The 18351-nt window shown below is 66.5% G+C and carries 12 protein-coding genes; 4 read left to right on the top strand and 8 right to left on the bottom strand.

Features of this window, described 5'->3' with window-relative positions; genetic code table 11:
* Positions 1-47 precede the first annotated feature (47 nt).
* Complete coding sequence (locus tag F3J14_RS07215; RefSeq protein WP_166722423.1) at positions 48-437, bottom strand: BON domain-containing protein; 390 nt, start codon at positions 435-437, stop codon at positions 48-50.
* 238 nt (positions 438-675) lie between these two features.
* Positions 676-2088: an ATP-binding protein gene (locus F3J14_RS07210; RefSeq protein ID WP_166722422.1), complete on the bottom strand. Its 1413-nt coding sequence runs from the start codon at positions 2086-2088 to the stop codon at positions 676-678.
* A gap of 331 nt (positions 2089-2419) precedes the next feature.
* Between F3J14_RS07210 and F3J14_RS07205 the strand changes: the two genes are divergently transcribed.
* From F3J14_RS07205 to F3J14_RS07190, 4 genes are read left to right on the top strand one after another with little or no spacing between them, the layout of a single operon-like run.
* Complete coding sequence (locus tag F3J14_RS07205; RefSeq protein ID WP_126223833.1) at positions 2420-3097, top strand: TetR family transcriptional regulator; 678 nt, start codon at positions 2420-2422, stop codon at positions 3095-3097.
* Between the two features lie 57 nt (positions 3098-3154).
* A complete protein-coding gene (locus tag F3J14_RS07200) occupies positions 3155-4009 on the top strand; it encodes an FAD binding domain-containing protein (RefSeq protein WP_166722421.1) in 855 nt (284 codons plus the stop codon).
* Complete coding sequence (locus tag F3J14_RS07195; RefSeq protein ID WP_166722420.1) at positions 3990-6812, top strand: molybdopterin cofactor-binding domain-containing protein; 2823 nt, start codon at positions 3990-3992, stop codon at positions 6810-6812. The genes F3J14_RS07200 and F3J14_RS07195 overlap by 20 nt, the downstream gene beginning before the upstream one ends.
* A gap of 27 nt (positions 6813-6839) precedes the next feature.
* The gene (locus tag F3J14_RS07190) at positions 6840-8117 is read left to right on the top strand and encodes an MFS transporter (protein WP_166722419.1); all 1278 of its coding nucleotides are present in this window, start codon (positions 6840-6842) and stop codon (positions 8115-8117) included.
* Positions 8118-8216: 99 nt separating this feature from the next.
* Here F3J14_RS07190 and F3J14_RS07185 read toward each other — a convergent pair whose 3' ends face one another.
* From F3J14_RS07185 to F3J14_RS07160, 6 genes are all read right to left on the bottom strand, one after another.
* Complete coding sequence (locus tag F3J14_RS07185; RefSeq protein ID WP_166722418.1) at positions 8217-8996, bottom strand: GNAT family N-acetyltransferase; 780 nt, start codon at positions 8994-8996, stop codon at positions 8217-8219.
* A gap of 168 nt (positions 8997-9164) precedes the next feature.
* Complete coding sequence (locus F3J14_RS07180) at positions 9165-12686, bottom strand: pyruvate carboxylase (protein WP_166722417.1); 3522 nt, start codon at positions 12684-12686, stop codon at positions 9165-9167.
* Between the two features lie 331 nt (positions 12687-13017).
* Positions 13018-14019 (bottom strand): LysR substrate-binding domain-containing protein, encoded by a 1002-nt coding sequence (locus F3J14_RS07175; protein ID WP_166722416.1) that lies wholly within the window; start codon positions 14017-14019, stop codon positions 13018-13020.
* 438 nt (positions 14020-14457) lie between these two features.
* A complete protein-coding gene (locus F3J14_RS07170) occupies positions 14458-15951 on the bottom strand; it encodes an aldehyde dehydrogenase (protein ID WP_166722415.1) in 1494 nt (497 codons plus the stop codon).
* Between the two features lie 16 nt (positions 15952-15967).
* Positions 15968-17299, bottom strand: a complete 1332-nt coding sequence (locus F3J14_RS07165) for an FAD-binding oxidoreductase (protein ID WP_166722414.1) — start codon at positions 17297-17299, stop codon at positions 15968-15970.
* 6 nt (positions 17300-17305) lie between these two features.
* Complete coding sequence (locus F3J14_RS07160) at positions 17306-18193, bottom strand: dihydrodipicolinate synthase family protein (protein WP_166722413.1); 888 nt, start codon at positions 18191-18193, stop codon at positions 17306-17308.
* Positions 18194-18351: the final 158 nt, after the last annotated feature.

The following is an 18351-nucleotide window of genomic DNA, read 5'->3' as shown; positions in this document are numbered from 1 at the left end:
AATCACCGACACCCCGTCATTCGGCCCCGCGATGCGCGCGCCCTCGCTCAGGCTCCGCCTTTCTCACGCAGCATCAGCTCGCTTTTCACCGATTTGACGCCGTTGATCTTCCTGGCCGACTCGACCGCGAGATGGTCTTCGTGTTCGGTTTGCACCTGGCCGGCCAGCGTCACCTGCCCGGTCGCGGCATTGCCGAAAACCGTGATCGCTTGCCCTTGCAGCCCCTTCGTGCGCGACAGCGTCCTCTGAATCGACCGCGAGAACGCGCGATTGGCCGCACGCGTGGCCTTCTTCGTCTGGGCGGATGTCTGGGTGGATGTCACCGCGGCATCGGTGCCCGCCGCATCGGCACTTTCGTCGGCAAATGCCTGCAGTTGCAGGCCAGCGAGCAGGACGGCCGCCAGGCCGCCATTCAGGATGACTTGTCGAATTTTCATGATGGGTTCCTTGGGTTGCTGGTATCGAATGGCACGCAGGTTCCGGCCACATCGCGAAGCCGACTCGATCACCTGCCGCCCGAGTCGTCACCGATGCGATTCGTGTACCGGTGGAACCAGAATAAGGCGCTGCGTCAACGGCATCCATAGCATCTGTAGCTAGCTGCACAACCCGTCAGGATAGATCGCCGCATACGTTCGTATAGGCCGCGGAAACGACTGCACGCGTCGCCGCGCATCACGCCGCCTGAGGCGCGGCTGCTGCGCCGTCAACCGGAAAACGCGGGAGCGTCATCATTGCGCGCGTGCCGCCTTCCGCGCGCGGCGTGAGTGCCAGTTGACCATCGTGCGCATCCACGATGGACTTGCAGATGGAAAGGCCCATGCCCATCCCATGCGGCTTGGTGGTGAACAGCGGGTCGAAGATACGTTGCGCCAATCGCGGATCGATGCCGTCGCCGCTATCGTCGATCCGAATCCGCAAGCCATCCTGAGCGGCTTCGCACGCCAGCACGAGGACGCGCCGCTCCTCCGGGATGCACAGCATCGATTCCGCGCCGTTCATCAGCAGGCCGATGACGGCCTGCTGCAGCTGAATGCGTTCGCCGCGCATCGGCATCGGGGACGCGAGTCCGTCGACGCGCAAGCTCACCTTCATCGCATCCAGCGTGCTTGCCATGATCTCGGCCGCCTCGGAAAGCGCGTCGGCGAGATCGAACGTCGCGAAGGCGGGAGTTTCGTGCCGTGCGTTGGCGCGCAGCGCACGGATGATGGTGCGCGCGCGCTCGGCGCACGCGCAGATGTGGGCGAACATCTCGCGCGCGGCGTCGAGGTTCGGCGTGCCGCGATCGAGCCACTTCAGCCCCGCGCGCGCGGACGTATCGATTGCGGTGATCGGTTGCGCGACTTCATGCACGATCGAAGCCGCCAGCTCGCCGTAGGCCTTCAACCGATCGGCACAATCCGCGTCGGAAGGCGTGTCGCCGATCCTTGCCGCGATGCTGTCCGCGCGTGCCTGCCGAGCGGCAAGCGCGTCGTGCAGACGCTGGTTCTCCAGAACGAACCCGGCATGCAGCGCAAGGATCTCGACCAACGCGGTATTCGCCGGTGTGAAAATGCTCGGCAAATCCCCGTGTTCCAGATAAAGCGCACCCATCAATGCGCCATTGCAGCGTATCGGCACGCACATCACCGAGCGGGGCTTGCGACGGCGCACATAGTCGTCGGTCCGCCAATGGTCGGCGGCGCAGGCGTCGCGCAGCACCAGTCCGTCGCGCAGATGCACGGCGGCGGCAATGATTGGCACCGGCAACCGGTCGGTCGGCAACCGCTCGACGTGCGGCGCATGCGCCGCCGTCGCACTGGCGGCTCCCTCCCAGGCGCCGTCGCGCATGACCGCAATCACGCCCCACGTCGCCGCCGTGCCCTGTATCGCAGCCTCGAGCAATTTCCCGACGCGCGTCTCGGGCGCGACCTCGTCCGCCATCGTGTGGGAAATCTGGCGCAACACCTGCACGTCCAGTGCGAGAAGCGATTGAGACATGAGTTCCTCGATCACCGGGGTCATTTCAGGGCCGCTCGGGCCGGAGAGCGATTTCCAGGTAGTCCGCGCAGCGAAAGCGCTGCAGGAATCGTCGAGTTCGTTGTTCATTCGTCTATCTCCTGCGTACCGGGTTGCGGCCTCTGCCAACCTGAAATCAACGTTTCATGTAGTGAGTACTCCACAAACGAATGTTAGCAGCAGTTTCTCGAAATAAAAATATGAAGATAGCGAAATTCGTTCGTAATGCTGCGGGATCGGCCATGCAACACGAATGCAAGCCATTGAATTTAATATAACTTTATGTCGGGTTGCGAACGCGCGAAGAGTTCCGTAGAATTCGAAATTCATGTAGCGTTCCCTGTACGAAAGTTTGCGGGAACGCCGCCAGTGCAAGTTTTTTCAGGCGGCACGGCCAGTTGGCGGCCGTCATAGGAACGGTATGGCTCAAGCAGCAAAAGGCAAGACTGTGCGTGGAACCGGTGTCCGGGAGGCGGCGGCGCAGGAAACCCGCGACAAGATCCTGCACGCGGCGACCAAGGTCTTCGCGCGCTACGGCTATGAAGGCGGCAGCGTGGAAAGGATTTCGCGGCTGGCGAAGTCGTATGACCGGATGATCTATTACTACTACGGGAGCAAGGAGGGGCTGTTCGTTGCGGTGCTCGAAGGCATCTACCGACGGATGGACGAGGCGGAACTCAAAATGGCGCCCGATGCTTCGAACCCCGTGGAAGCGCTCAAGTCCGTGATTCGCTTCAAGCTGGACTATTATTGGCGCAATCCGGATTTCATCACGCTGCTCAACACGGAGAACCTGCACAAGGGCAAGCACTTGTCCAAGCTCGAGCGCAGGGGCGAGTACTCGTCGCATGCGGTAGAGATCATCGCGAAGATTCTCGAGAACGGCGTCGAACAAGGCCTGTTTCGCACGGGCCTTCGGGCGCGCGACGTTTTCCTGCTGATCATCTCGACCGCGTATTTTTATACATCGAACCTGTATACGTTGTCCGCGTTCCTCGGGGAGGAGCTGAACGCGCCGGATGCCGTGCGCCATTGGGAAACGTTCGTGATCGACAGCGTGCTGCGGGTGGTCCGCAAGGATGCGTCGATCGATGATTGAGCGTGTGCCGGCACCCATGTCGACCCTCGTGACCATCAAGATGCAGGCCCCGTTGCGATGAACTATCTTCGCGCCAATACCATCGACGACGTGCTCGGCCGGCTGGCGGCACAGCCGCGGCCGCGCATCGTTTGCGGGGCCACCGACGCCTTCGCCGATATCGGCCTCGTGCCCGCCCGCTCGGCATGGGTGGATATCAGCCGCGTCGACGCGTTGCGCGCCATCGAGCAGCACGACGGCGTGATCCGCATCGGCGCGGCGAGCACCTGGGAAGCCATCGCCCGGACGGCAGGGCTGCCCGTGGCGCTGACGGCGGCGGCCGCTTGCGTCGGCCCCCGGCAGATTCGCGTCCAGGGCACGATCGGCGGCAACGTGTGCCATGCGTCGCCAGTGGCCGACGGCATCCCCGCGCTGCTGGCGCTCGACGCGTGCGTCGAGCTGGCGAGCCTGCGGGGCGTGCGCCGCTTGCCATTGGCCGAATTCCTGCTCGGCAACGGCCAGACCGCGCTGCACGCGGACGAACTGCTGGTCGCCGTGCTGCTTGCACCACCACACCCGCACGACCGGACGTCGTTCATCAAATGCACGAATCGCGACGGCTCGGCGATCGCCGTCGTTTCGGCCGCCGCGCAGTTGCGCGTGGGCACGGACGGCACGGTCGACGCGGTCGCCATCGCCATCGGCGGCGCATCCGACGTGGCGCGCCGCATGCCGGTGCTCGAGGCGGCATTGGCGGGCCGGCGGCTCGACGAGCTGGCCGGCGTGATCGCGGCGGCACCGCTTGCCGAGCTGTCGCCGGTCGACGACTGCCGGGCGACCGCATTGCATCGCATTCATCTCGCGCGGCTGGCGGTCACGCGCGCTTTCACATGCTGCATCGAGGAGAACGCACGTGGCGCATCCACTGCCTGATCAGCTAGCCGATGTTCGCGAAACCATCGCGGGCGGCAGCACGCCGGTTTCGCCGGAGCCGGACTGGTTCGAGCTCAACGGCACGCGGCGCAGCCTGCCGGCGGACCACTCGCAGCGGCTCATCGACCATCTGCGCGCGAACCTGCGCCAGTTCGGCACCAAGGAAGGTTGCCGCCAGGGCGATTGCGGCAGTTGCACGGTGATCGTCGATGGCGACGCGCGCTACGCGTGCCTGATTCCGGTCGGACAGGTCGCGGGGCGCCGTGTCGTCACCGTCGAAGGCCTCGCCGAAGGCACCCAGTGCGGCGAACGCCTGCAGCACGCGTTTCTCGCGCATCAGGCGGTCCAATGCGGGTTCTGCACACCCGGCATGCTGACGGCCGCGGCGGCGGCAATCGACGCCGGCCAAGTGAGCGATCGCGCCAGTGCGCGGGCCGCCATCGACGGCGTGCTGTGCCGCTGCACCGGCTACCAGAAGATCGTCGACGCGGTGACCGAGGCGGGATGCGGCGGCGCCGCGCGATGCGTCACGCCTCCTCCGTCCGAAGGGCCGTCCGTCGGCGTACCGCTGACGCGCCTCGACGGCCCGGAAAAGGTCGATGGAAGCCAGCGTTTCGGCGCCGACGGCTATCCGGCCGACAGCCTGTTCCTGCGCGCGGTCCGCAGTCCGCATCATCGCGCGCGTTTCGCATTCGGCGACCTCGACGCATTCGTCCGCGCCCATCCGGGCGTGCACCGCGTCCTCACCCACGCCGATGTGCCCGGCATGAATCTGCACGGTGTCGCGACACCGTACATGGATCAGCCGGTCCTTCCGGAGACGGAGGCGCGCCACCATCTCGAGGCGGTGGCGCTGGTGGTCGGCGAGCGCGCCGCGATCGCGGCGCTCGACCTTGACCGCTTTCCGGTGAGCTGGGAACCGCTGACGCCGGTGCTCGCGATCGCCGATGCGGTGCGGGACGACAGTCCGCAGCTGCACGTCGGTCGTCCCGGCAACGTACTGATCGAGGGGCACGTGCGCCGCGGCGACCCGGAACGCGCGATGCAAGACGCGCGTCACGTCGTGAGTGCAACGTTCGAATCCAGTTTCGTCGAGCACGCGTATCTCGAGCCCGAGGCCGGCTGGGCGCGACGCGTGGGCGACACGATCGAAATCCATTCGTCCACGCAGGCGCCGCATCCGCATCGCGCCGATCTCGCCCGCATTCTTGCAGTCGCGCCGGAGCAGGTGCGCGTCGTGGCGACCGCGGTCGGCGGCGGTTTCGGCGGCAAGCTCGACATGACGGTCCAGCCGCTGCTCGCGATCGCGGCCTGGCATCTCGACCAGCCCGTCGCGATGGTGTTGTCGCGCGAGGAATCGATGGCCACGTCGACCAAGCGCCATCCCGGCCGCATGACGTCCAGCATGGCCGCCGATGCCGATGGCCGGCTCCATGCGGTAACGTTCGACGCCGACTTCAATACCGGCGCGTTCGCGTCGTGGGGCACGGCCGTCGCCAACCGGGTACCGGTGCATGCCGGCGGCCCGTACGTCATTCCCCACTATGCGGCGCGGGCACGTGCGATTCATACGCACGTCACGGCCGCGGGCGCATTCCGGGGCTTTGGCGTCCCGCAAACGACGATGTCCCAGGAACAGCTCATCGACGAGCTGGCGTTGACCACCGGCATCGATCCGCTCGAATTCCGCGCGATGAACGCGCTGCGGCCGGGGGACGCCCTGCCGACCGGGCAGGTCCTGGACGACAGCGTGGGGCTCGTCGCCTGCCTCGATGCACTGCGACCGGCGTGGCGTGAAGCACACGCCCGGATCGCCACCCTGAATGCGGCGGCGCCGGGCCACCTGCGTCATGGCGTCGGGATGGCGGCGTTCTTCTACGGGTGCGGCAACACCGCGTTGCCGAACCCGTCGACCGTGCGCTTCGGCATCCGGCCCGACGGCACGATCGTCCTGCACCAGGGTGCGGTGGACGCCGGTCAGGGCGCGAATACCGTCATTCCGCAAATCGCGGCCGATGCGCTGGGAGTACCCGTCGATCGGCTGCACATCGTCGGCCCGGACACGTCGGTGACGCCCGATTGCGGGCGCACGTCCGCTTCGCGCCAGACGTTCATTACCGGTCGGGCGGCTTTCCTCGCCGGCACGACGCTGCGCCACCGGCTGCTCGCATTCGCCGGCGCGGCACCCGACGCGCGGATTTCGGCCGATGCGCGCGGTGTTGCCGTCGATGGCGAGGTACTCGATCTCCGGACGCTGCCAGTCGATGCACACGGCTACGTGATCGCGGCCGAAGAAAGCTTCGATCCGCCGACCACGTCGCTCGATGCGTCGGGGCAAGGCTCGCCGTACGCAACCTACGCGTTCGGCGCGCAGATGGCCGAAGTCGCGGTGGACTGCGACAGCGGCCGCGTCCGCGTACTCAAGGTCGCGGCCGCGCACGACGTCGGCAGAATGGTCAATCCGACGCTGCTCGAAGGACAGATCGAAGGCGCGGTGGCACAAGGTATCGGCATGGCGCTGATGGAGAAGTACCACCCCGGGCGATACAACAATCTGCATGACTACCTGATTCCGACGGTGCATGACATGCCCGACGTGCAGTCGATTTTCATCGAAGCGCCGACGGCCGTCGGACCGTACGGGGCAAAAGGCATCGGCGAGCCGGCGCTAGTGCCCACGGCGGCGGCCATCCTGAATGCGATCCATCACGCAACCGGCGTCCGCATCCGCCAGGCCCCGGCCACGCCGGATGTCGTGCGTCTCGCGCTCGCGGCCCGCAAACCGTCTTCCGCGCGCCGATAGCGCCGTTCCCACCCAGCGAACAACACGATGACGCCAACAAGAAATGCCGAGGAAGTCTCACTGCGAGCCGGATCCGGCTCGTCCTGGTACGCGGAACTCGATCCCGCCGGCAAGCGGGCGTTCAAGGCGTCGTTCGCCGGCTGGGCGACCGATGCGTTCGATTTCATGGTGTTCAGCTTCGTGCTGGCTTCGCTGATCGACCTGTGGGGCCTCGATCGCGGCAAGGCCGGCCTGCTGAGCACCGTGACGCTGATTTTCTCGTCGGTGGGCGGCTGGATTGCCGGCATCCTGGCGGATCGCTACGGACGGGTCAAGGTATTGCAAGGGACCATCCTGTGGTTCTCGGTCTGCACGCTCGCGATCGGCTTCGCGCAGAACTTCGAGCAGATCTTCGTGCTTCGCGCACTGCAAGGGCTCGGCTTCGGCGGCGAATGGGCGGTGGGTGCCGTGCTGATCGGCGAGATCATCGCGCCGGCCCATCGCGGCAAGGCGGTTGGGCTGGTACAAAGCGGCTGGGCGATCGGTTGGGGTTGCGCGGCGATTCTCTACAGCATTGCGTTTTCCGTCCTGCCCGAGTCGCTGGCGTGGCGCAGCCTGTTCTGGGTTGGCATCGTGCCCGCCCTGCTCGTGCTCTACATCCGCAAGCACGTGCCGGAGCCCGACGTGTTCGTGCAGGCGGACGCAGCGAGGAAACAAGGCGCGAGCCAGCCATCGGTGTGGGCCATCTTCTCGCGTTCGCAGGTGCGACGCACGGTCCTGGCCGCGCTGCTGTGCACGGGCATCCAGGGTGGCTTCTATGCGATGTCCACCTGGCTGCCGGCCTTCCTCAAGATCGAGCGACACCTGTCCGTGCTCAACACCAGCGCTTATCTGTTCGTGATCATCGTGGGGTCGTTCTGCGGATATGTCGTCGGCGCGTACCTGTCCGACTTCTGGGGACGCCGGCGCAATTTCATGCTGTTCTCCGCGCTGTCCCTCGTGTCGGTGTGTCTGTACCTGACGCTGCCGTTGTCGAATGCGCAGATGCTGTGGCTGGGCTTTCCGCTGGGTTTTTCTTCATGCGGGATCTTCAGCGGGGTCGGCGCCTACCTGACGGAACTGTATCCGTCGAACTTCCGCGCGAATGCGCAGAGCTTCACATATAACTTCGGCCGCGGCATCGGCGCGCTGTTCCCGAGTCTCGTCGGGATGCTGAGCCATTCGCTCGGCCTGGCGCTGGCCATCGCGATCTTTTCGGGCGCGGCCTATGGCGTGGTGCTGCTGGCGGTGCTCCTGTTGCCGGAGACGAAAGCCCGATCGCTTTGATCGGTCGGCGATGGAATGGCCGCCGTTCAACGCCCGGAGAATTCGCCAGGCGCTGCCCGGGCGACGCAAGCGATTCCCGCGTGCGTGCGCCCGCGTCACTCAGCGACCGACGTACACCTGCCATTCCTCGCCGGTGGTAAAGCCCATCGACTCGTACACGTGCCTCCCTGCCGGCGTGCAATGCAGAAACGCGGTATGCGCGCCGGCTTCGAACGCGGCATCCAGTACCGCTTGAGTCGCGGCCCGCGCGTAACCTCGTCGCCGATAGGCCGGTAGTGTCGACACATTGAACACGCCGACCTGAGCATTGCGCACGACGCCGAACGAGGTCGCGACCGGCATCCCGTCGACCTCCACCCAAAAGCCCATCATGCCGTCGGCTTCCAGGACGGCCGGCGCGCTCAGTCTTCGAAATACGGCTTCCGGCGCCTCATAGCCCGCGGCAAGCGCGCCGTTGTACCGTTCGCTGTCCGCTGCCGTAACGCGCCGCACGACCACGTGCCCGTCGCTGTTCGCCGGCGCGGCGGCGCGCGCCAGCCGCTTCGTCATGAACGGCAACGCGACGCACTGCGTCAGGCCATGATCGTCCGCGATCCGCGCGATCTCGTCGGCCTGCGTGCTCGCGTCGCGGGTCTGAATGCTCCACGGCACTTCGCACGTGCTGAACGCGCCGGAAAGCAGCCTGATTTCGTCGACATCGGGCTGACGCGTCATGCTGATGACCGCGTTCAGCACGGACACGGGCGCGCCACTGTAGATCGCCTTCGTTCCATGCGCGCCACGTTCCACGAAGCCCACATCCTGCAAGCGGCAAAACGCGTCGATCGACTCGTGCCACGCGGCCACGGAAGCATCCAGCAGTTCGGTCGGAGAAGTCATTTCGGTCCTGAACGAGGTCGGTAGCGGATATCTATCGACAACACTCGAGCAAACCGATTCATTCCGTGCCGGCGCGTGGATTCCACCGACGACGAGAAGATGTGCGTGTGCGAGACGTGCCGCGAGCCCGGCACGGTCGTCAGCAAGGACAACCGATCACGGCAACACTCATTGCGTCGGGTCTTTCAACTCGATCAGCAGATCCTTCGCCGCGACCCGCTCACCCGGCTTCACATGCACGGCCGCGATCTCGCAGTCACGCTCCGCCGCGATGTGCGTTTCCATCTTCATCGCCTCGAGCGCGAGCAGCGTCGTGCCGGCCGTCACGCGCTGCCCCGGCTGCACGGCGACCGTCACCACCGAGCCCGGCATCGGCGCGGCGACATGCAGCGGATTCGCCGGATCGGCACGCTGCAAGCCATGGCGCTCCTTGCCTGCCTGCACGACCGCCTTCTGCTCGACGAGCGCGGAACGCGACTGGCCGTTCAGCTCGAACAGCACCTTCACGATGCCGTCCTGTGCATCCGCGTGCTGGCCCTGCAGCGACACGAGCAGCGTCTTGCCCGGTTCGATATCGATCGCCACTTCCTCCTGCGGCTGCAGCCCGTACAGGAACGCGGGCGTCGGTACCACCGACGTGTCGCTGTACGCGCGAACGTGCGCGTAATAGTCGATCGTCTGCTTCGGATACGTCAGATACGACGCCAGTTGCCGGTCGTCGAGCGGCTGCTCGCAGGCGGCCTCGGCCTGCGTGCGTGCCGCGTCGAGATCGACCGGCGGAATCTGGTCGCCGGGACGATACGGCGCCGGCGGCTCGCTCTTGAGCACCTTGCGCGACAGCTCCGCCGGGAAGCCGTCGGGCGGGAAGCCGAGCTCGCCCTTGAACAGCGACACGACCGACTCGGGGAACGCGAGGTCCTTGTCCGGGTTGCGCACGTCGTCCACGCTCAGGTCGTTCGCGACCATCATCAGCGCCATGTCGCCGACCACTTTCGACGTCGGCGTGACCTTCACGATGTCGCCGAACAGGCGGTTCACGTCCGCATACGCGCGCGACACCTCGGTCCAGCGATGATCGATGCCGAGCGAGCGGGCCTGCTCGCGCAGGTTCGTGTACTGGCCGCCGGGCATCTCGTGCCGGTAGACGTCGGCCGTGCCCGCGCGGATCTCCGATTCGAACGGCGCGTAGTAGCGGCGCACGCCTTCCCAATACATCGACGCTTCGTGCAGGCGATCCGCGTCGAGCCCCGGATCGCGCTCGCCGCCGGCCAGCGCGGCCGCGATGCTCGACAGGTTCGGCTGCGACGTGAGGCCGCTCATCGCGTCGAGCGCGCCGTCCACCGCGTCGCAGCCTGCTTCGACCGCCGCGAGCACCGACGCCGCGGCGATCCCGCTCGTGTCGTGCGTATGGAAATGCACGGGCAGCCCGGTTTCCTCCTTCAGCGCCTTCACGAGCGTCGCGACCGCCTTCGGGCGGCAGATGCCGGCCATGTCCTTGATCCCGAGCACATGCACGCCGGCCTGCTGCAACTCGCGCGCGATGCCGACGTAATACTTGAGGTCGTACTTCGAGCGCGACGTGTCGAACAGGTCGCCGGTGTAGCAGATCGCGCCTTCGCACAGCATCCCGCTTTCGCCGACCGCGTCGATCGCCACGCGCATGTTGCGCACCCAGTTCAGCGAGTCGAACACGCGGAACACGTCGACGCCGGCGCTTGCGGCCTGCTGCACGAAGAAGCGCACGACGTTGTCCGCGTAGTTCGTGTAGCCGACCGCGTTCGAGCCGCGCAGCAGCATCTGGAACAGGATGTTCGGCACGCGTTCGCGCAGCAGCGCGAGGCGCTCCCACGGGTCTTCCTTCAGGAACCTCAGCGCGACGTCGAACGTCGCGCCGCCCCAGCATTCGAGCGAGAACAGCTGCGACAGCTCGCGTGCGTAGAACGGCGCGATCGGCAGCATGTCGGCCGTGCGCATGCGTGTCGCGAACAGCGACTGGTGCGCGTCGCGCATCGTCGTGTCGGTCAGCAGCACCTGCTTCTGGTCGAGCATCCAGCTCGCGAATTTCTCCGGGCCGAACTCGCGCAGGCGGTCACGCGTGCCGGCCGGAATCGCCACGGCCGTATCAATCTTCGGTAGCACCGGTTTCGGCAACGGCAGCGCCGGCAGCGTGCGGCCGTTGATCTCCGCGTTGCCGTTCACGTTCAGCTCGCCGAGATAGCGCAGCAGCTTCGTCGCGCGATCGCCGCGCTTCGCGAATGCGAGCAGCTCCGGCGTCTTGTCGATGAAGCGCGTCGTCACTTCGCCCGCGATGAAGGCCGGATGGTTGATCACGTTCTCGAGGAACTGCAGGTTCGACGTGACGCCGCGAATCCGGAACTCGCGCAGCGCGCGATCCATCCGGTGAATCGATTCCGCCGCCGTCGGCGCCCACGTCGTCACCTTCACGAGCAGCGAGTCGTAGTACGGCGTGATCACCGCGCCGCCATAGGCAGTGCCCGCGTCGAGGCGTACGCCGAAGCCCGCCGCGCTGCGATACGCAGTGAGCCGCCCGTAATCGGGCAGGAAATCGTTCTCCGGATCCTCGGTCGTGATCCGGCATTGCAGCGCGTTGCCGTTCAGCGGAATCGCCTGCTGTTCCGGCACGCCGGCCGCGCGCGCGACGAGCGCGCCGTCGGCGTCCGTCGCGTCCTCCGCCAGGCCGATCCGGCCGCCTTCGGTGATGCGGATCTGCGCCTTCACGATGTCGATCCCGGTGACCATCTCGGTCACCGTGTGCTCGACCTGGATGCGTGGATTCACCTCGATGAAGTAGAACTGGCCGGTGTCGGCGTCCATCAGGAATTCGACGGTGCCCGCATGCGTATAGCCCACCGCGCGCATCAGACGCAGCGCGGACTCGCACAGCGCGTGCCGGCTTTCGAGATCGAGATACGGCGCCGGCGCGCGTTCGACGACCTTCTGGTTGCGCCGCTGCACCGTGCAGTCGCGCTCGTACAAATGCACGACCGTGCCGTGCAGATCGCCGAGCACCTGCACCTCGACGTGCCGCGCGTTGCGCACGAGCTTCTCGACATACACTTCGTCGTTGCCGAACGCGGCCAGCGCCTCGCGGCGCGCGACGGGCAGCAGCGTTTCGAGGTCCTGCGCATTTTCGAGTACGCGCATCCCGCGTCCGCCGCCGCCCCAGCTCGCCTTCAGCATCAGCGGATAGCCGACTTCCGCGGCCAGCGCCCGGCACGCATCGAGATCGTCCGGCAGCGGCGCGGTCGCGGGCATCACGGGCACGCCGGCGGCGATCGCTGCATTGCGCGCGGCCACCTTGTTGCCGAGCGTGCGCATCACGTCCGGCGACGGGCCGATCCAGCGGATGCCGGCGTCGATCACGGCCTGTGCGAAGTCCGGGTTCTCGGACAGGAAGCCGTAGCCAGGGTGGATCGCGTCCACCTTTGCCTGCCGCGCGACGCGCAGGATGTCGTCGATGTCGAGATACGCGGCGAGCGGCTTCTTGCCCTCGCCGATCAGGTAGCTCTCGTCCGCCTTGAAGCGATGCAGCGCCAGGCGGTCTTCCTTCGAATAGATCGCGACCGTGCGGATGTTCAGCTCGGCGGCGGCACGCATTACGCGGATCGAGATTTCCGAGCGGTTCGCGATCAGGATGGACTGGATGGGGGTAAGCATCACGGCAGCCATGGATAGTGAAGGGTTCAATTGAACTCGCCGATGTGCCGTCCGCCACGCGCACCACGTGCACACGTCGCTGGGCGACATGCAGATCCTCGCATCGGTCATTCGCGGTGGGCATCGTCCCGGCTTTCGCCAGCCAACATGTTCGCCATATCGCGCGACAGCCGCTATCGACATCGCGACGGCGAATAGCATCCAGCCGACCAGCAGGAAATAAGGGACCGGCTCGCGGGCCGGTCGACCGGCCGGCTCATTTCATCCGGAAAGACCAGTCACGCGGCGGACCGCTCCGTTGATGCAAAAAGCAGGCCACGTCGAATACCAGACGGCCGGCGTGTTATTGCTCGATCTCGACGCCGGCATCGAGCCAGCCGCGCATCATCACGCCGACCTCGTCGTTCAGCCACTGCCGGAACTGCTGATATTCGGGGCGCGGCTGTGCATTCCGGTGCGTGATCAGATAGTGATGGCGATCGCGAAACACCAGCACGTCCTGTACCGGCCGCATCAGGATGCCCTGGTCGATCTGGCGGTGCACGAGGTGATGCCAGCCCAGCAGCGTGCCCTCGCCGGCCTCGGCCTGCGCGACGAGCAGCCGGTAGTCGTTGCTTTCCAGATACTTGTTCTCGATCAGCGTGTCGGTGCCGTCGCTCTGCTGGAACCAGTTGCGCCACACGCGCCAGTCGACGTGCTCGCACACCTGCGCACGGCCAAGCATCGACAGGTTCAGGGTCGGACGCGACAGCAGGTCCAGCGGCTTCAGCGACCGGCCATGAAAGTGACGTTCGTGAAACGCGGGGCTGCACACCGGATACACGATGTCGTGAAACAGCGGCTCGACGTCGAACTCGGGCTCGCGCGGCGGGTTCTTCGTGATGATCACGTCGGGCTCGATGAGCCCGTCGAGTTCCATGAAGTGCTCGGTGACGATCAGGTGCAGCCGGATATCCGGAAACCGCTCGCGAAAGGCCGGCAACCGCGACGACAGCCACAGCGCCGAGAACGTGTGCGACACGCAGATCATCAGCGCGTGCTTGTCGGTGCGGCGCACCGCCTCCGCCGCCTCGGCGATGTTCATGATCGACAGGTACGACGCGTTGTAGAGAATCCGCCCGGCATCCGTCAACGCGATATGCCGGCCGGTCCGCTCGAACAGCGCGACGTCGAGCGAATCCTCGAGTTCCTTGATCTGTCGGCTGACCGCGGCCTGCGTCACGCACAGCACCTCGGCCGCCTGCGTGAAGCTCTCGTAGCGCGCCGCCGTCACGAAACACCGCAGCGCCCGAAGCGACGGCATCTGCGCGAGGAGTCGGTCTGCAAACAATTGCTTCTTCAACATGGCTTTCACTCTCAAAACGGAGGTCGGACGCGGCGCCGACGAACCCGTCGTCCGCAGCCCGCCGGTTGCCCGCGGGCCGTGTCATCGCAAACCTTTCAATTATCAGAATAGTGCAGCTTGCGAGTCAGCCGGGCGGCTGGCGACGGTGGCACCGCCGAAGCGGCGTCACGATGACGCTATTGTCGATCGATTGTGCACCGCATCGCCATTATCGGAAGCGATGAGGGGCAGTGCAAGACGAATGGCGGACCGGCATGCCCCGTCGGCCGCGCCGCCCCCCGCACCGCGCATTTGCGCGGCGCACCACACGCCAGGCCGGCCCGTCATGGCAGATCGCCGGGCGCACCGCCGTTGGTTGGCGCGCGCAACTGGCGCGTGTTGCGCCGGCCGGGCCGCGCAGGCCGCGCTGGCCCGGCGTGCCGCGCGTCCGGCGCGCGCTCAGTCGAGCTTCAGCCAGGTGGTCTTCAGCTCGCAATATTGATCGTGCGCGTAGATGGACTTGTCGCGCCCGCCGAACCCCGACTGCTTGAAGCCGCCGAACGGCGTCGACAGGTCGCCTTCGCCGAAGCAGTTCACCGTGACCGTGCCCGCGCGAATCCGCGCGGCGACCTTGTGCGCGCTGTTCACGTTGTCGGTCCACAGCGACGCGGCCAGCCCGTAGCACGTATCGTTCGCGATCCGCACCGCATCGTCGACGTCGTCGTATTCGATGAAGCAGACGACCGGCCCGAACACCTCGTCGCGCGCGATGCTCATCTCAGGCGTCACCTGATCGAAGATCGTCGGTTCGACGAACCAGCCGCCCGTCTCGGCGAGGATCGCGCGCCCGCCGCATACCACGCGTGCGCCTTCCGCCTTCGCCTTCTCGATATGGCCGAGCACCTTCTCGTAGTGCTTCTGCTCGATCAGCGCGCCGAGCTTCACATCCGGGTCGAGCGGATCGCCGGTCTTCCACCCGGCGAGCACGGCCTGGACCTTCTCCAGCAGTTCCGCCTTCCGGCTCGATGGAACGAGGATCCGCGAGCCGGCGCTGCAGTTCTCGCCCATGTTCCAGAACGCGGCCGCGACGGCCTGTTCCGCCACCGCATCGAGATTGGCCACGTCCGGCAGGATGACCTGCGGATTCTTGCCGCCGCACTCGAGCACGACGCGCTTCAGGTTGGTATCGGCCGAGTAGTGCAGGAACCGCTTGCCGGTCGCGGTCGAGCCGGTGAACGCGACGAGATCGACGTCCGGATGGCGGCCGATCGCCTCGCCGGCCTCGCTGCCGAACCCGGTGACGACGCTGAACACGCCCGGCGGCACGCCGGCCTCCAGCGCGAGATCGGCGATCCGCAGCGTCGACAGCGACGTCTGTTCGGCCGGCTTCACGACCACGCTGTTGCCGACCGACAGCGCGGGGCCGATTTTCCACGCGAGCATCAGCGCCGGGAAATTCCACGGCAGCACGGCGCCGACGACGCCGATCGGCTCGCGCGTGATCATGCTCACGACGCCCGCGCCGGACGGCGACAACGCGTCGTAGCGCTTGTCGGTCACTTCCGCGTGCCAGCGAATGCACGCGGCCGACTCGGGAATATCGAGCCCCAGGCATTCGCCGATCGGCTTGCCGGCTTCCAGCGCCTCCAGCAGCGCGAGTTCCTCCGCATGCTCGTCGATCAGTTGCGCCACGCGCAGCAGCACCGCCTTGCGATGCGCGGGCGCGGCCTTCGACCAGACACCCGATTCGAACGCATCGCGCGCGGCCGCGACCGCCCGGTCGACGTCACGCTCGTTGCATCGCGCCACCTCGGCGAGCGCCTTGCCCGATGCGGGGTTGAGCGTGGCGAACGTCTCGCCCGACGCCGCCGCGCTGCGTTGCCCCGCGATGAACGCGCGACCGTCGAGCGACAACGCGTTCGCCTTCTGTTTCCAGTCCTGATGGTTCGTCATGTCGTTTCCTCAAATATCAAAGCTCGGCACCGGCCGAGAACTCCTTGGCCCAGATCGTCGCCGACACGGCCAGGTCGACGATCGGTCGAACCGGCAGCGGACGCGGATGCGGCTGCTTCAGCAACTGCTGCACGAGACTGTTCGATTCGCCGAGCGCGTACTCGGCGATCAGCTTGCCGGAGGACGACCCGCGGCTCAGGCCGAGGCCGTTGCAGCCGATCGCCTCGTAGAGGCCGTCGTCGCGCTTGCCGAACAGCGCGCCGTTGTTGGCGGACAGGCACAACGGGCCGCCCCACGTATATTCCAGCTCGACGCCGCCGAGCATCGGAAAGCGGCGCTCGAACGAGCGCTGATGCAGATGCCGCGACTTCGCGAGATCGGCCTGCGACACCTTCACGTCCGGCCGGAACGCGAAATGGTTGCGCACGCAAATGCGATCGTTGCTCAGGCGCCGCACCGTCGTGCCCATCGGGTCGGCCGGAATCAGCGACCACGAGCGCGTGCCGCCGAGTTTCGCCACTTCGTCCGGATTCATCGCGCGCGTGAGCGAGGCGAACGTGTAGACCGGCAGCAAGCCGTTCGAATGCATGCCGAAGGTCGCCGCGTACGCATTCGTGCACAGAATCACCTGCTTCGCTACGATCTTGCCGCCGGCGAAATGCAGCACGCGCGTGTCGCTCCGATGCTCGATGCGCGTCACCGCGCTAAGCTCGAACACCGTCACGTTGTCCGGTTGCGTCGCCGCCAGGCCGCGCATCAGCGCGGCCGGCTGCGCCGTGCTGCAACCCGGCGTGAACAGCGCGCCCGTGTAGAAGTCCGTGCCGGTCACGGCCCGGATCCCGGCCTGGTCGAGCCATTCGAACGCTTCGCCGATGCGCGACAGCCCATCGGCGAAATGCGCGAGCGCGGCTGCGCCCTTCGGGTTGACCGACGCATGGAATTTGCCGTCGTCGCGCCAGTCGCAATCGATGCCGAAGCGCCGCACGATCTCGCGCACATAGTCGATCCCGTGCCGCTGAAACCGCACATCGGCGCGATCCTCCTCGATGCTGCGCGAATAGCTTTCGCTGCTGATGTCGTGCGGCAGGTCGACGAAGAATCCGGAATTGCGCCCGGCCGTCGTGCGGCCGATCCGGTCGGCCTCCACGAGCGCGACGGACGCACCGGGCGCCAGCTCCGCGAGCCGGCGCGCCGCGCAAAGCCCGGTGATGCCCCCGCCGACCACCACCCAGTCGAACCGGCAGTCGGACGTGACGGTGCGGGCGTCCTGCGCGGGCGGCAGGCTCTCCCACCATCCGTTCACCCCGTCGGGCGCCGGAAACCGCGCGAATTCCAGATTCGAGCCCATGATGGATTACCGGCCGTCGCGCAGCAGCGGCTTCACGAGCTTCGCGAACGCGTCACGCTCATCGCTCGACAGCGAGCCGAGCGGTGCGCGGGCCACACCGACCGGCAGGCCGGCCAGCTCGCAGCCGTAACGCACGTACTGAATGAACTTGCCGCTGCGCTCGAGCAGTTCGAGCACCGGCAGCAGTTGCGCCATCAGCTTGCGGCCGGTCGCGAAATCGCCGCGCTTCACGCAGGCGTCGAACAGGTCGGTGTGCGCTTCCGGCAGGAAGTTCGACGCGCCGCCGACCCAGCTGCGCGCGCCCCATGCGAAGAACTCGAGCGCCTGATCGTCCATCCCGCAGCTCAGCACGAGGCGGTCGCTGAAATGCGCCGACAGATGATGCAGATGCGCGATATCGCCGGTGCTTTCCTTCATTGCGACGAAGTTCTTGCGCTCGAGCAGCGTCTCGAGAATGTCGTCGCCGATTTCCGTGCCGGTGCGGGCCGGGAAGTTGTACAGCATGATCGGCATGTCCAGCGCGTCGTCGACCGCGAGCAGGTGCGCGAGCAATTCCTGCTGGGTCGGCTGCGCGTAGTACGGCGCGGCCACCAGCAACGCGTTCAGTCCCGCGCGTTTCGCCTCGCGGCCGAGCCGCAGCACTTCCTTCGTCGTCGTCGCGTTGATGCCCGCGGTCAGGAACGTCTTGCCGCCGGCCGCGGCGGCGACCGTGTCGAACGTGCGCACGCGCTCGTCGAAGCTCAATGCGTAGTATTCGCCGGTCGTCCCGCCGATACCGAGGCCCGACACCCGGCCCGCGAGATCGGCCGCATGACGGCCCAGCAATTGATGATCGATTTCGCCGTCCGCGTCGAACGGGGTGACCAGCGGTGTGTGTACGCCCTCAAAGCTCATTTCGATTCCTCACTCAGGTGGATGCGCCAGGTTCCCGCCGTCGAGCGGGAAACCGGCAATTCGACAAAAACGTCGTCGGCGCGTCGCGGCATTCGTGCAGCCACGCCGACCGATTCGCTACGTAATCCGAACGATGTTGCAGACCCGGACCGACGCGG

The sequence above is a fragment of the Burkholderia sp. Tr-862 genome (assembly GCF_011753085.1).
GTDB classification, from domain to species: Bacteria; Pseudomonadota; Gammaproteobacteria; order Burkholderiales; family Burkholderiaceae; genus Burkholderia; species Burkholderia ambifaria.
Note: the sequence above shows the minus strand (reverse complement) of the source record. Positions and strands in the feature narration are given on the sequence as shown.

Coding starts and splice junctions, on each gene's coding strand:
- F3J14_RS07215 (WP_166722423.1), bottom strand. CDS start 437: ATGAAAATTCGACAAGTCATCCTGAATGGCGGCCTGGCGGCCGTCCTG.
- F3J14_RS07210 (WP_166722422.1), bottom strand. CDS start 2,088: ATGAACAACGAACTCGACGATTCCTGCAGCGCTTTCGCTGCGCGGACT.
- F3J14_RS07205 (WP_126223833.1), top strand. CDS start 2,420: ATGGCTCAAGCAGCAAAAGGCAAGACTGTGCGTGGAACCGGTGTCCGG.
- F3J14_RS07200 (WP_166722421.1), top strand. CDS start 3,155: ATGAACTATCTTCGCGCCAATACCATCGACGACGTGCTCGGCCGGCTG.
- F3J14_RS07190 (WP_166722419.1), top strand. CDS start 6,840: ATGACGCCAACAAGAAATGCCGAGGAAGTCTCACTGCGAGCCGGATCC.
- F3J14_RS07185 (WP_166722418.1), bottom strand. CDS start 8,996: ATGACTTCTCCGACCGAACTGCTGGATGCTTCCGTGGCCGCGTGGCAC.
- F3J14_RS07180 (WP_166722417.1), bottom strand. CDS start 12,686: ATGGCTGCCGTGATGCTTACCCCCATCCAGTCCATCCTGATCGCGAAC.
- F3J14_RS07175 (WP_166722416.1), bottom strand. CDS start 14,019: ATGTTGAAGAAGCAATTGTTTGCAGACCGACTCCTCGCGCAGATGCCG.
- F3J14_RS07170 (WP_166722415.1), bottom strand. CDS start 15,951: ATGACGAACCATCAGGACTGGAAACAGAAGGCGAACGCGTTGTCGCTC.
- F3J14_RS07165 (WP_166722414.1), bottom strand. CDS start 17,299: ATGGGCTCGAATCTGGAATTCGCGCGGTTTCCGGCGCCCGACGGGGTG.
- F3J14_RS07160 (WP_166722413.1), bottom strand. CDS start 18,193: ATGAGCTTTGAGGGCGTACACACACCGCTGGTCACCCCGTTCGACGCG.